Origin of the sequence: Sporosarcina koreensis, assembly GCF_001531445.1 — a bacterium.
Taxonomy (GTDB): domain Bacteria; phylum Bacillota; class Bacilli; order Bacillales_A; family Planococcaceae; genus Sporosarcina; species Sporosarcina koreensis_C.
Genome location: NZ_LQYA01000245.1, coordinates 72,472 through 85,152 on the forward strand (window position 1 = coordinate 72,472; position 12,681 = coordinate 85,152).

At 42.5% G+C, this 12,681-nt stretch carries 14 protein-coding genes and 1 pseudogene; 5 read left to right on the forward strand and 10 right to left on the reverse strand.

Annotated elements, in window-relative coordinates:
* Positions 1 to 362 precede the first annotated feature (362 nt).
* Positions 363 to 605: a DUF2626 family protein gene (locus AWV70_RS20565; RefSeq protein ID WP_060210359.1), complete on the forward strand. Its 243-nt coding sequence runs from the start codon at positions 363 to 365 to the stop codon at positions 603 to 605.
* A 43-nt stretch (positions 606 to 648) separates the two neighbouring features.
* Here AWV70_RS20565 and AWV70_RS20570 read toward each other — a convergent pair whose 3' ends face one another.
* Positions 649 to 1,287, reverse strand: a complete 639-nt coding sequence (locus AWV70_RS20570; RefSeq protein ID WP_060210360.1) for an MBL fold metallo-hydrolase — start codon at positions 1,285 to 1,287, stop codon at positions 649 to 651.
* Positions 1,288 to 1,447: 160 nt separating this feature from the next.
* Here AWV70_RS20570 and AWV70_RS20575 point away from each other — a divergent pair, with 160 nt between their 5' ends.
* Positions 1,448 to 1,624: a DUF2759 family protein gene (locus tag AWV70_RS20575; protein WP_082713750.1), complete on the forward strand. Its 177-nt coding sequence runs from the start codon at positions 1,448 to 1,450 to the stop codon at positions 1,622 to 1,624.
* A gap of 46 nt (positions 1,625 to 1,670) precedes the next feature.
* Here the strand turns inward: AWV70_RS20575 and AWV70_RS20580 are convergent, their stop codons facing one another.
* The 5 genes from AWV70_RS20580 to rpmG form a co-directional block, all read right to left on the reverse strand.
* The gene (locus tag AWV70_RS20580; RefSeq protein WP_060210362.1) at positions 1,671 to 2,771 is read right to left on the reverse strand and encodes a hypothetical protein; all 1,101 of its coding nucleotides are present in this window, start codon (positions 2,769 to 2,771) and stop codon (positions 1,671 to 1,673) included.
* Positions 2,772 to 2,861: 90 nt separating this feature from the next.
* Positions 2,862 to 4,736 (reverse strand): LTA synthase family protein, encoded by a 1,875-nt coding sequence (locus AWV70_RS20585; protein WP_060210363.1) that lies wholly within the window; start codon positions 4,734 to 4,736, stop codon positions 2,862 to 2,864.
* Positions 4,737 to 4,879: 143 nt separating this feature from the next.
* Positions 4,880 to 5,074 carry a YqgQ family protein gene (locus AWV70_RS20590; RefSeq protein WP_060210364.1) on the reverse strand — a complete coding sequence of 65 codons (195 nt, stop codon included), beginning with the start codon at positions 5,072 to 5,074 and terminating at the stop codon, positions 4,880 to 4,882.
* Positions 5,071 to 5,652: a 5-formyltetrahydrofolate cyclo-ligase gene (locus tag AWV70_RS20595; RefSeq protein WP_060210365.1), complete on the reverse strand. Its 582-nt coding sequence runs from the start codon at positions 5,650 to 5,652 to the stop codon at positions 5,071 to 5,073. Before AWV70_RS20595 ends, AWV70_RS20590 begins: the two co-directional genes overlap by 4 nt.
* A 63-nt stretch (positions 5,653 to 5,715) precedes the next feature.
* On the reverse strand, positions 5,716 to 5,865 hold the full coding sequence (gene rpmG / locus AWV70_RS20600; RefSeq protein ID WP_060210366.1) for a 50S ribosomal protein L33: 150 nt from the start codon (positions 5,863 to 5,865) through the stop codon (positions 5,716 to 5,718).
* 171 nt (positions 5,866 to 6,036) lie between these two features.
* Between rpmG and AWV70_RS20605 the strand changes: the two genes are divergently transcribed.
* Both AWV70_RS20605 and AWV70_RS20610 read left to right on the forward strand, forming a co-directional pair.
* Positions 6,037 to 6,393 carry a hypothetical protein gene (locus tag AWV70_RS20605; RefSeq protein WP_060210367.1) on the forward strand — a complete coding sequence of 119 codons (357 nt, stop codon included), beginning with the start codon at positions 6,037 to 6,039 and terminating at the stop codon, positions 6,391 to 6,393.
* Positions 6,390 to 6,881 (forward strand): hypothetical protein, encoded by a 492-nt coding sequence (locus tag AWV70_RS20610; protein WP_060210368.1) that lies wholly within the window; start codon positions 6,390 to 6,392, stop codon positions 6,879 to 6,881. The genes AWV70_RS20605 and AWV70_RS20610 overlap by 4 nt, the downstream gene beginning before the upstream one ends.
* A 42-nt stretch (positions 6,882 to 6,923) precedes the next feature.
* Here AWV70_RS20610 and AWV70_RS20615 read toward each other — a convergent pair whose 3' ends face one another.
* The 4 genes from AWV70_RS20615 to AWV70_RS20630 all read right to left on the reverse strand — a co-directional run bounded on the left by AWV70_RS20615 (position 6,924) and on the right by AWV70_RS20630 (position 12,159).
* Positions 6,924 to 9,116, reverse strand: a complete 2,193-nt coding sequence (locus tag AWV70_RS20615) for a peptidoglycan D,D-transpeptidase FtsI family protein (RefSeq protein ID WP_060210369.1) — start codon at positions 9,114 to 9,116, stop codon at positions 6,924 to 6,926.
* A gap of 106 nt (positions 9,117 to 9,222) precedes the next feature.
* Positions 9,223 to 9,825, reverse strand: coding sequence for a superoxide dismutase SodA (sodA, locus tag AWV70_RS20620; RefSeq protein WP_060210370.1), 603 nt, complete (start codon positions 9,823 to 9,825; stop codon positions 9,223 to 9,225).
* A gap of 194 nt (positions 9,826 to 10,019) precedes the next feature.
* Positions 10,020 to 10,514, reverse strand: a complete 495-nt coding sequence (locus AWV70_RS20625; RefSeq protein ID WP_060210371.1) for a DUF456 domain-containing protein — start codon at positions 10,512 to 10,514, stop codon at positions 10,020 to 10,022.
* 13 nt (positions 10,515 to 10,527) lie between these two features.
* Entirely contained in the window at positions 10,528 to 12,159 is a 1,632-nt protein-coding gene (locus tag AWV70_RS20630; RefSeq protein WP_060210372.1) for a Na/Pi cotransporter family protein, read from the reverse strand.
* Positions 12,160 to 12,360: 201 nt separating this feature from the next.
* Here AWV70_RS20630 and AWV70_RS23975 point away from each other — a divergent pair.
* Positions 12,361 to 12,681: pseudogene (locus AWV70_RS23975) on the forward strand (4-hydroxy-3-methylbut-2-en-1-yl diphosphate synthase); the annotation flags it as partial.

Here is a 12,681-nt window from a genome sequence, read left to right on the forward strand (position 1 = left end):
TCAATCGCCCGTTCCAAAAGGTCAAAACACTTTTTCTCAACGAGATTGTCACGGTTTTCCATTGAACACCCCTCTTTCATTAAAGATGAAAGACCGCTTTTCACCTTACAATGAGTATACGTCGGATGAATTGAAAAAGGAATAGTTGTCATTGAATTCAATTTATAAGTGTTGTTTCTGGGATAAATTCAATTTTCAAAGGTCAATTTCGGTTCAAAAACAAATTTTACTGTAAGTCGATCTGTTTGCATTCCATGCATTTGTCACAATGTCGACTTGATAGGAGTTTACTTTTCGAGTTGCTATCCATTATAATGAGGAAGAGATCATTGTATTGTTTTACGTTAAGGAGGGACGCACTTATGGATAACATGTTCAAGCTATGCGGTTTTTGGACCGGCATTTTCGCTGTAATGTTTTTCGTCGGCGGTATGATGCCAGCGACTGTCATCTTCATCGCCAGCACTATTTTCTTCCTGTTGCTTGGATATTTGAATCTTACAGAGCGTATGTATATGTACATGTTTGGAGCTTACCTAATGATTTTCATGGTAGGATTCAGCTACTATGCAACATTCATTCACGTACCAGGTGCAGGACATTAATCGTCCTAAAGAAAAAAACAGCCAATCCGGCTGTTTTTTCTATTTATGAGAAACCGTTCAAAAATGGGTTCATATCCTTTTCCTCTTCAGGGGTTGTCGACGGACCATGACCAGGATAGACGGTGAATTCTTCATCCAAAGTCAAAAGCTTGTCATGAATGGACTGAAGCAAAGTCTCTGTACTCCCCCCGGGGAGGTCTGTTCTGCCTATACTGCCCCTAAAGAGTGTATCACCCACGACAGCCAAATGCGCCTCCTTGAAAATGAATGAGACACTGCCGGGAGAATGTCCGGGGGTATGACGGACATCCACTCTGAAGGATCCTATCTTCAACTCTCCCTCTTGCAGGAAATGATCCGCCGCCTTATTTTTCACAAGCGGCAAACCTGGGTACCTCGAAGAACCGTTCAAATGCGGATTTTCCAGCCACTCATGTTCGGCTTCATGAATATGGCAAGGGATGTCAAAATGATCCCTCACCTGATCGACTGCACCGATATGATCAAAGTGCGCGTGGGTCAAAAGGATAGCAAGCGGTTTGCCATTCAATTTCTCAATTTCAGCGATAATACGATCCCCTTCTTCTCCCGGATCAATCACCAAACATTCCCCATCACAATTTAGGATCAGATAACAGTTCGTTTGAATCGGGCCTAATGGATATGTACGTATTTCCAGCATTTATCACACCTCCTCCTTCTGATAGTAATGAACTTGCAAACGGATTTCAAACAATCGTCATTTAAATGCCTCGACAAAATATGTAGGAAACAGTACAATGGAGAAGGAATATTGCTTAATCGGCATTCATTTTTTCTCTGTTGAAAGGAGTGTCATCCACATGAACATCTTAATGGTGATTTTCGGACTCGTTGCGATCTTTGCTGTCATCGGTACTGTACAAGCCTTCAAAGAGCGTAATGTGTTGAGCATTTTGTTCAATCTTGGGGCTGCCGTTATATTTGGCGGTTTTACAATCGCAACGATTGTCTTCCAAGGATATCCTCAAACTCTTTAATCGTACCCAAAAACATTCCCCGCAATGAGATTGCAGGGAATGTTTTTTAGGTATCAAATTCAATCCATTTATATTTTTCTTTCGCTTCAATATCAATCAACTCATCAAACGTATAGCCACTTAAACAATATCGGCCGGACGGTGAACACTTCAATGGTCCCGCATCCAATCCTTTTATAAGCAATTCCGGATCGCCATTTTCAAAAAGATATAAATTAACCCCTTCTCCCATCTCATCGAGCTGTCCGCTCTTCTCTGCACCTTTTACAATCAGTTGATTTTTATTCAGCCATTCAATTGTTGGAACAACCCACTCCGAATAATTGCTGACCGCAGGCAATGTCCAGCTGGAAATAACAGTGCCTTCCAGATTTCTGACTGTATACGTGAAATCATCCAAGTTTTTCGTCTGGACAGCAACTAGCAAATCCTCAAACACATCAAAATAAATCACGTTTTCAATTCCAGTTGTCCCGGTTTCCCCTGCCTCCAATTGAAACGATTGAATTTCACCACCATCAAGCGGATGACCATCGACCAACATGCCTAGGATTTTGTCATTGCCCGCCCATTTAGGAAAAGGCTCGTCCAAATTCACAATGGAAAGACTATCATCCAAGCCATCAAAAGCAAACAAGTCAAAGGACCAGTCTTCATGAAAGGCTGTGAACAATACTTTATCCGGATCCACTCGATTCCATTCAATTGCAAGCTCCGTCGAATCGATTTCCACCTGATGTTGAACCGTGCCATCCATTTTGATCACTTTTACAACTGCAGAATTTGCTTGTTCGCTCGTATGTATTAATAAATAATCCCGTGAAGGATGGACGAGGACATCGATGATAAATGATTCATCCTCATACACCACCCCATATTCTCCCGTTTCAATATCGAAATATTTCACTTTGTATAAGCCTTCATTTTTCTCGACGTACAGAATTCGACTGTCATTCAGCCAATCTGCAATGAAATGAAAGTTCGAAGGGTCAGCTTGAAAAACCTGGGGGGTCGGCGGTTCAGCTGGCGGTTCTACAAGTTCGAGCGGTTCTTCGATATCAGGATGCACAGAAGGCGGTTCCTTCTGTTGAGAGCAACCCGACAAGATGAAGATGATCATCACAAGCAGATACAGTATTCGTTTCATATGCCATCCCCTCCCTTCGTCTTTCATTCAAAAAAATATCTGCACGGTAAACGAACCCGTGCAGAACTTAGTCATTTCGCCTGTATCGGCTTATTCCTCTTCCTTGTCCTTGTCCGTAAATCTGAGCAAGTCTCCATTGATGATCAGGTCGGAGTAGTTAAGTTCGGTATTGGCGCGGTCAATATAAGGTTCACACGCTTCCCCATCGGTCTCTTCCCCGGTTTTGATATCATAGCAAACTTCGTGAGCGTAAATATTATTCTCAGTCACCAAGCGTCCATCTCTAAAAATGACAAACGGTTCATGATCCGGTGAGAATATATCCGCACCCATCTGCATGTCTTCTTTTGTATCAATACCGAGCAAATGTAAAACTGTTGGTCTGATATCCAATTGACCAGAAAGCTCATCGACCGTTTTCCCTTTTCCATAACCGGGAATATGGATGAACATCGGTACTTTTTGCAATTCCACGTTATCAAATGGTGTGATTTCCTTATCCAAATACATACCCATAGCTTTATTATGATTTTCCGAAATACCATAATGGTCACCATACATAACAATAATGGAATTGTCATACAAACCGCTTTTCTTCAAGTCTTCGAAGAAGATTTTAATGGATTCATCCATGTAGCGGACTGTTTGAAAGTATTTATTCAACGTTTTCGAATTGGAGTCATAAGGTGGAATGATCATATCTTCCTCATCCAAGTCAAATGGGTGATGGTTTGTCAATGTAATCATTCTCGTTGAAAACGGTTGAGGCATCGTTTTCATGATTTCCACAGATTGTTCGAAGAATGGGATGTCTTTCATTCCCCAGTTGACGGCTTCTCCTTCTCCAATATGATAACTTTCAACATCATAGAATTTTTGTATGCCTAATGCTTGATACATAATGTCACGGTTCCAAAAACTTCGGTTGTTAGCATGCATGACACTTGTGAAATATCCATTCTCTCCTAGTCTTTCCGACATGGAGTCGAATGTATTCCCACTATTTGTGAAAAAGACAGCTCCACCGTTACGGCCGTACAACGAGTTTTCCATGATGAATTCCGAGTCGGAAGTTTTCCCTAACCCGGTTTGATGATAGAAATTATTGAAATAGAATGTATCTGGATCACGTGTCAGTTCATTGAGGAACGGCGTGATCTCATGTCCATTCATGTCATTATTGATGACGAAGTTTTGCAGTGATTCTAAAGAAACGAAGATTACATTACGCCCTTCCGCAACGCCGAACATTTTGGGATCAGCTTCAGCATAATTGGCATTGATATAGTTCGCCACCTCTGTCAGTTCACTGCCATCGGCAAGCGCTCGTTGTGCATGTGTTTTCGATTGGATGAACAAGTCATAAATATGATAATTGAACGTACCGATATTTTTCACGAGCAATTCCCTGTCGAAACTTCGGGTCAACAATTGCGGCCTTTGAGCTTCGGATAATCCTAGATTGACCATCAGCACTGTTGCAGCTACTACGAAATAGAGCTTACGGCCGATGCTTCGTTGGGTAAGGGAACTTTCCAACGTAGGGATGAATTTGATGGCCAATGCAACAATAATGACATCTGTGAAGAAGAAAATATCCCACGGATGTATATTGGCACCGACGGAAGACGATAAATCCCCAAAGTTGCTAGTTTGGAATAATACCGGCAGTGTGATGAAATCATTAAAAAACCGATAAAACACAGCGTTGCTAAACATAATGATTGATGTTAGCAGACTGATTGAAAATATATAAATATTACGTCGTTTCGCACTCTTCATAAACAAGGCCAAGCCATATACGAACAGTAGAAAACTGAGTGGGTTAATGAACAGGATGAATTCCTGCATAACATTGTCAATTTTCATATTAAAGCTAGTGATATAGCCAATGTACGTCGTTAGCCATGTTGCAATAATAGCAATGACGAGTACGGAATGTTTGGGCCAAGTTGCTTTTTTCATTCTGATCTTCCTTTCGTAATTGAAGCCTCTATTTATAAATTCACCCTATCATTTGTACATGCACTACATATAATAGACGGATGAGACGTAGAAAAGTTTCATTTTTAACTAAAAAAATGTAGGGAATTGGCGAGGAGTAAATATTAATTAGACCTATTGCCCAATTCCTTTTTCAAAATTAGCAGCGCGGGCAAATAATCCTCTTTCATGATCAACCCATTTTCATATAACTCTTTTACTTCGGACATCATCATTTCGATATCCGTTTTTTGATTCCCTGTATATATAAAAATGCCGAAACGTTTAAGAAGTTGCAGGACATCAAGGTAATGATTCATTTTGCCCCACGTACTTTCCGACATTGTATCACTCTATCTTCAGTAATAATCTTATTGACTGGAATATCATGTTCTTCAATGGGAACCTCTTGAGAAGTCTGTTCTTCAAACGCTAAAGATACTCGGCTGCCATTATAGTCAGCTAAATAGCGATCATAATATCCGCCGCCAAAACCGATTCTGAACCCTTCATCGGAAAATACGACACCAGGGACAATTTGGAGGTCGATTTGCCTTTTATCGATCGAAACCGTCCGTCCGACTATCGGCTCTTTCAAATCCATATAGACCCTTTCCAAGTCATCAAAGGATTTAATCAGCCTGAAATCCATTTCCCTCGTCTCGGGATTACATTTCGGAACAGCCACTTGCTTTCCGGATTTCCATGCAGATTCAATCAAAGGAAACGTATCCACTTCTGGAAAACGCGATATAGTAACGCCGATCGTCCGGGCTGAAGCATATTCCTCACATTTATAGAGTTGTTCCAAAATCGCTGTAGATTTACTTGTATGCTCAGAATGATTCATATCTTTCATGATTGTTATCATCAGCTTACGTTTGGACAATTTACTCATAGAAGTATTCCCCCCATTCTGAAATAAAAAACCAAAACCCGTGAAGAGTTTTGGCATGAGCGATTATTTCGTTTCACGGTGCAAAGTTTGTTTCTTTTCACGTGAGCAATATTTTTTCATTTCAAGACGTTCCGGATTGTTACGCTTGTTTTTCTTTGTAATATAATTACGCTCTCCACATTCTGTGCAAGCAAGTGTAATATTTACGCGCATTGTTGTCCCTCCCACTCATTGGCAATATAAATTAATATGAGCATGATTTATACGACTTTTCAATTGTATCATATCACACGTGTATGTAAAGAAGAAAGTTTCAAATTACATTCAGAAGATGCATATGATACTATGGGAACAAAGTAATCTATTCCCGGAGGTTGTTCAAGAGTGGATATTGAATTAGTTTTACTATCTATTGGTCTTATTTTCATCATCTTATCATTTTTCATTGGAAAATCCACCAAGAAAAATGAAGAGGAAATTGAAAACATTTCAATCAGCCTCCATCAGGAGACAAATCAATTGAAAAAGCGTTTAAAAGCCATTGAAGAAGAATTGATGATCAGTGTCGGACCGGTTGCACATGGCCAGCGACAAAAACAGAAACCGGTCCACGAAATCATCATCAATCAAATTTTATCCCTGAAAGCGCAAGGTTATTCAATCCCTGAAATAGCAAAACGCTCTTCCCTGTCAGATGCCGAAGTTATCGATGTATTGAAATCCCGAGGTGTCGCTTTATGATGAAGGACATTTTACGGGGAGTCGGAATCGGCTGCATCCTTGCAGGCGGTATCCTATATTTCACGAATAACGACTCCAACCCGTCTCATGCCGAGCAATATAAAGTCCAATTGGACGAGCTGCAAACAGAATTGGATAGCGTGAAAAAAGATTTGGCTGTCGCACAAACGCTTTCTTCTTCCAAAACCGAAAAAAACGACGGTAAAAATCCTAGTATCCGTGAAAGTAAAACGGAAACCGAAACGAATAGTGAATCGGCGTCAAAGCCGGTCACAAAAATAATATTGACGATCGAAGCCGGTTCAACATCGACGACTGTAGCTGAAAAGCTCGAGCGCTCAGGGATCATCGACAGCGCGAAAGAATTGGAACAATACTTGATTGACAACGAATTAGCAGGCCGCATTCAAATCGGCGTGCACGAGGTCGATACGACTATGGACCTCGGCACAATCGCAGGCATCATAACGAATACGAAAAATAGATAGGAAAAAGCTGCCCCGACGATTTTAGCGTCGCGGCAGCTTTTTTCATTTCTCCTCCGATTCTTTCTCTTTTTCGAACCGGCGATCTATTTTTTGGTCTGTCGTTTCCTCGGCATTGATTTTTGCACGTTCTTCTTTCAATTCAAAATAAGTGTCCAGCGAGGTTCTTACAATCTCATTCATCGCCGCACTTTGGGCGCGGTAATTGCCTCGATCGGTCGAAGCATTCGGAATGACAACAGCGTAGGCTACTTCCGGATTTTCGGCAGGTGCAAAACCGACATGCGTCAAGTTGACGGTAGCCATTCCATATTTACTTCTGTCATCCCCGTAATAGAAGGATTGAGCAGTACCGGTCTTCCCGGCGGCTGTATAGGAAGCTCCAGCGAGCAGGCTTTTCGGCGCTGTTCCATGGGCTCCATAATACGTATAATGCATTCCTTTTTTAACTTGTTCAATCTCTCTTTCCGTGTTGTTGATACGATTGAGGACTTTCACTTCTGTTTCCTCAAGCAGGGCTCCAAGTGTTTCTCCGTCTTTGGACGGCTCCCTGATTTCCTTCAGCACTTTCGGCGCTACCCTATATCCACCATTCGCTACAGTCGATACATATTGCGCAAGCTGCAGCGGTGTATACGTATCAAACTGACCAATAGCAAAGTCAAGCAATTTACCGGATCGAGTGTCAGTTCCTGTAAAACCTGGATATTCACCAGGCAAATCGATCCCCGTTTCCACCCCTAAGCCGAAGGAAGCATACGCGTTACGCAGCCTGTCGAAACCAGCGATGTCAATCGGAAGGGCCTTAAAAGGTCTGTAAACTCCATTTCCTAACGAAATGGCGATTTTGAACATATACACGTTAGAAGACCTGCCTAGCGCTGTTATATCATCGACGGCAACCCGTCCGTGCTGGTTGAAAAGGGATCTCTTAGGTAAACCAGCTATATTCATCGGTTCGTCGATTTTTACTTCACCGACCGACAGGACGCCTTCGCTATAGCCCGCCAAAACTGTTGCCACCTTGACAGTGGAACCGGCTTCATAAGCGGATGTGAACGTGCCATACGCATAATCACGAACTTCCCATTTACCTGAATCCTCATCTTTCACTATTCGTTTACCGACCATGGAAAGCAATTCACCGTTATTAGGATCCATCATGACAAGGAACGCCCTATCAAGCAATCCGGATCGTGGATCTTTTTTCATTTCAAGTAATTTTTCCGAAACCAGTTCCTCCATAGACTCCTGTAATTCACTATCCATCGATAGTACAAGATCTCTTCCTGGTTCTCCTTCTCTGACCGTTTTCGTCTCAATGACGCGGCCAGTCCGATCCTTCACATTTTTCACGATCGTTTTTTGCCCTCTTAACAGTTCTTCATAATATTGTTCGAAATAACTTCGTCCAATCCGATCATTCCGTGAATAATCCCTTGCCAAATAATAATCGAGGTGGGTTCGTGGAATCCCTTCAATCGGACTTGTCATCGTTCCAAGAATCGTACTGTCCGAGAATTTCACACGCTCCCAGTCAGTTGTCGTATTAACCCCTTCAAAGTCACTCAACCGTTCAGACACGGCTGCGAACTCCTCTTCGGTGACATTCCCACTTTTAATGATCTGAGGGGAGTAAGCATAGCCTGACATCATTTCCCGATAGATGGCCAGCACTTCAAGCTCGTGATCCGTAAAGGAATTCAATTCTTCCTCAGTAATTCTTTCGCGTGTCAAGCGCGTAACTTCCCGTTGGATTTCCTGTTTGGATAAAGTGCCGCTCTCGTTAATTTTCTCCAATTCCTTTTTGCTAACTTTTGCTTCTGCTTCATCGGGATTCAATAATATCCAGAAATCACGCTTATCTCCGATAGTCACCCTTTTCGTATCTTGGTGAATCAATTCGGATAGGTCTTCCGCAATTTCCAACATTTCCTGTGAGGTTGTGGAAGTTGTTTTTGTATACGTTATGGCATTCATAGGTTTATTGTCGACAAGCACCTTCCCCGTCCGGTCATAAATTCTACCTCGAGGCACGCTTGTGTTGACTGCAATTTCCTCTTTCTTCTCCAATTCTCTCGTATACTCTTCGCCTTTGACGATCTGTAAGTACCCAAGCCGGAAAATAAGCAAGGAAAACAGGATGAAAATTGAAAAGAATAATAGGTTCATCCTGAAGGCGATATGTTTCCGTTGACGGATTTTCGCTTGATCCACTTTGCGCATCGGCTTTTTCATATGTATTCCCCTTACGTAATTAGTCCAAATTGAATTATAGCATTCTAAACATAAAAAGCATATATCCTGACGAACAGGATATATGCTTGGTTGCATGAAAAATGGATTATTTGCCGTAATTTTTAGCAACTTCGTCCCAGTTGATGACGTTCCAGAATGCTGAAACGTAATCAGGGCGTCTGTTTTGGTAGTTTAAGTAGTATGCATGCTCCCAAACGTCAAGTCCAAGAATCGGAGTCTTGCCTTCCATCAATGGAGAATCTTGGTTAGGAGTCGACATGATTTCAAGCTCACCGTTATTCGAGACGAGCCAAGCCCATCCTGAACCGAACCGAGTTGCCGCCGCTTTCGCAAACTCTTCTTTGAATGCATCAAAGCTTCCAAATTTCTTGTTGATAGCTTCTGCAAGTTCTCCAGTTGGATTTCCGCCACCGTTTGGTGAAAGGATATTCCAGAAGAATGTGTGGTTTGCATGACCGCCGCCATTATTGCGGACGGCTGTGCGAATGTTTTCAGGAACAGCATCCAGATTGGAAATTAGCTCTTCAACAGACTTTGCAGCTAGGTCATCGTGGCCTTCCAATGCATTATTCACGTTTGTCACATACGTATTGTGATGTTTCGTGTGGTGGATGTTCATCGTTTCTTTGTCGATGTGTGGCTCCAATGCATCATATGCGTATGGTAGTTCTGGTAATTTGTAAGCCATTTTGTCCATTCCTCCTCGATTAATTCATAATTTATCCTACACTATAAACATTATCAAAATTAGGGAGGCCATTCAATTGAAATGAACTATCGGCAAAAGCGGAGGGTGACGTTTAACTGCGACAGGCATAAGGCAGATCCGCGAAACGGCGTTTTTTGCCGTACAGCGGAGCTGACTTATGACCCGAGCGGTTGTCACCCGAAGCTGGATGTGACATAGAGTATGAAAACCCCGATCATCAGGATCATGACTGCACCTTTGGCAGCTATCGAAGTGAAAAAGCCAACGATGGATCCAACACCGGTCTTCACGGACTGTTTCACTCCAGTTCGTGACACAATTAGTTCTGACAGAAATGCACCTAGGAAAGGTCCGATAAGGATTCCCGCTACCGGGATGATGAATGGACCAATGAGCAGGCCGATTGTACTTCCCCACATACCAGCTTTCGAACCTCCGAATTTCTTGACGCCAACAATATTCGCAAGCGTATCCGCACCGAACAGCAATACGACGAATAACGTTTGGATCACCCAAAACAACCAACTCATCTCTTCGAACGAAGCAATCAAACCATATAACAGAAAGCCACCTACGATAAAAAATACGGAAGGGATGATTGGATAGAACAATCCGATGAAAGCGACGATGAACATGACAATAGCCACAATCCAGCCTACTATCTCCATTCCCTTCCCTCCATTACACCCGTTTTCCTAAAATAGCTTCGGCAATATTTACAGCATGATCGCCGATTCGTTCAAGATTGGAAACTATATCGACAAATACCATTCCCGACTGTGCAGAGCAATGTCCCTCATTCAGACGGACAATATGATTTTTCCGGAATTTGCGCTCCATCTTATCAATCAAAGCTTCTTGCTCGGCAACTTCTCTTGCCAATTCAATGTCGTTCAAGTCAAGTGATCGTATCGACTTATCGACAGTGGCAATTGTCAGTGTGAACATTTCTGTCAGATCACCCATCGCTTCCTCTGTCAATTTCACCCGGTTCACTTCCCGGAAATCGATCAATTCGATAATATTTTCGAAATGATCCCCGATCCGTTCGATGTCTCGAACCGTATCCATTAGCATGACGTGTCTTGCGGATTCAACCGGTGAAATATTGACTGCGGAAATATCCACGAGATAATCGGTGATTTTACGGTCCAGATTATTGATGGCATCTTCAATCTGATAAGCCGTTTCAGCATGTCTCTTATTGCTCGTCTTTAAATACTCATACGTTTCTTCCATTCCTTGGACTGCGAAATCACCCATCCGGATAATCTCTTCCTTCGCTTGTCCAATTGCGACGGATGGTGATTGGTTAATGAAATTCGGATCCAAATGCTTCGGTCTATATTCAATCGTGACATCCTTGCCAGGAATGAGTTTCGTTACGAGTAATGCCCATGCGCCGATCAAAGGAAATTGTATGACCGTATTCAACACGTTGAAAGTACCATGAGCAAATGCAATCTGCATTTTACTTTCCAAATTCAACAATCCGGAAATCCATTCTACGTAAAGAGTGAACGGATATAGGAGAATCAAGAAAACGACTGAACCTACAACGTTGAAGAGGACATGTGTCGCTGCAGCTCTTCTCGCTGCCACGGATGCACCGATTGATGCTAAAACGGCTGTAATCGTCGTTCCGATATTATCCCCGAAAAGGATCGGCAAAGCCGCTTGAAGTGGAACAAGGTTTTCCGCGTACAATCCTTGCAATATCCCGACAGTTGCACTAGAGCTCTGGACAATAAGTGTAAAAACGGTTCCTGCCACAACTCCAAGTATTGGATGGTCAGCCATCGAAACTGTAAAATCTGAAAAAGCCTCCAGCGACCTTAGCGGCTTCATACCGGCACTCATCAATTCCAACCCTAGGAACAGGCCGCCGAAGCCGAAAACGACCTCTCCCACATTCTTGACACTGTTCTTTTTGAAGAAGAAGATGAGAAATGCACCAAGTGCCATGATCGGCAATGCATATGCGCCAACATCGAGTCCTATAATGAATGCTGTAATTGTCGTACCTATATTTGCACCCATAATGACACCGATTGCCTGACGGAGGGTCATGAAGCCCGCACTGACCAATCCGACCGTAATAACAGTCGTACCGGAGCTCGACTGAATGAGCACAGTCACAATGATTCCGACTAGGACACCCATGAACGGATTTGTCGTAAATCGATCCAATATGCTACGCAGTCTATCCCCCGCGGCTTTTTGAAGTCCGTCACCCATATACTTTATGGCGAATAGGAAGATCCCGAGACCCCCTATAAATTGAAAGATTACTTCCTGCCAATTCACTTCCATTACATCGTCTACCTCCATCACGCTTTATGTATTAGCATCCTTATTATGTTGACTTTATTAATGAAATGTAAATAGAAGCGGGCAAATCTTTACATTCCCTTAACAATCCATCCGGAAATAGTCATCATTCTGTCGAATTTGGTATTCGCGCTTACCTGCAGGAGTCATGATAGACTATCAATAAGTAAAGGAGGTCCCGTATTGAAGTTCTATCAATTATTCCTGGCAGCTTTTCATGAACCGAAAAAACTAGCGGCATTTCGCCTGCTACCGATCGGGCGTGTTATCCGCTATGCTTTCTTATTCATCCTATTGATGACCTTAATATCATTCACACGTTTTTCGCTCGGTGATGCAGAATTATTCGAGGCATCACCTGAGCTGACAGAGTATAGCGAAACGATCGGCGGGCTCATTTATCCGATGGCCTTCATTTTCCAATTCGTCATTGCGACATTTTACGTATTTGTCAGGATCAGCGTCTTTGCGGCAATCGGCATATGGATCGGCAAAATTATGAAA

Coding starts and splice junctions, on each gene's coding strand:
- AWV70_RS20625 (WP_060210371.1), bottom strand. CDS start 10,514: ATGGAGATAGTAGGCTGGATTGTGGCTATTGTCATGTTCATCGTCGCT.
- rpmG (WP_060210366.1), bottom strand. CDS start 5,865: ATGCGCGTAAATATTACACTTGCTTGCACAGAATGTGGAGAGCGTAAT.
- AWV70_RS20570 (WP_060210360.1), bottom strand. CDS start 1,287: ATGCTGGAAATACGTACATATCCATTAGGCCCGATTCAAACGAACTGT.
- AWV70_RS20580 (WP_060210362.1), bottom strand. CDS start 2,771: ATGAAACGAATACTGTATCTGCTTGTGATGATCATCTTCATCTTGTCG.
- AWV70_RS20590 (WP_060210364.1), bottom strand. CDS start 5,074: ATGAATCATTACCTTGATGTCCTGCAACTTCTTAAACGTTTCGGCATT.
- AWV70_RS20565 (WP_060210359.1), top strand. CDS start 363: ATGGATAACATGTTCAAGCTATGCGGTTTTTGGACCGGCATTTTCGCT.
- AWV70_RS20610 (WP_060210368.1), top strand. CDS start 6,390: ATGATGAAGGACATTTTACGGGGAGTCGGAATCGGCTGCATCCTTGCA.
- AWV70_RS20575 (WP_082713750.1), top strand. CDS start 1,448: ATGAACATCTTAATGGTGATTTTCGGACTCGTTGCGATCTTTGCTGTC.
- sodA (WP_060210370.1), bottom strand. CDS start 9,825: ATGGCTTACAAATTACCAGAACTACCATACGCATATGATGCATTGGAG.
- AWV70_RS20585 (WP_060210363.1), bottom strand. CDS start 4,736: ATGAAAAAAGCAACTTGGCCCAAACATTCCGTACTCGTCATTGCTATT.
- AWV70_RS20595 (WP_060210365.1), bottom strand. CDS start 5,652: ATGAGTAAATTGTCCAAACGTAAGCTGATGATAACAATCATGAAAGAT.
- AWV70_RS20630 (WP_060210372.1), bottom strand. CDS start 12,159: ATGGAAGTGAATTGGCAGGAAGTAATCTTTCAATTTATAGGGGGTCTC.
- AWV70_RS20615 (WP_060210369.1), bottom strand. CDS start 9,116: ATGAAAAAGCCGATGCGCAAAGTGGATCAAGCGAAAATCCGTCAACGG.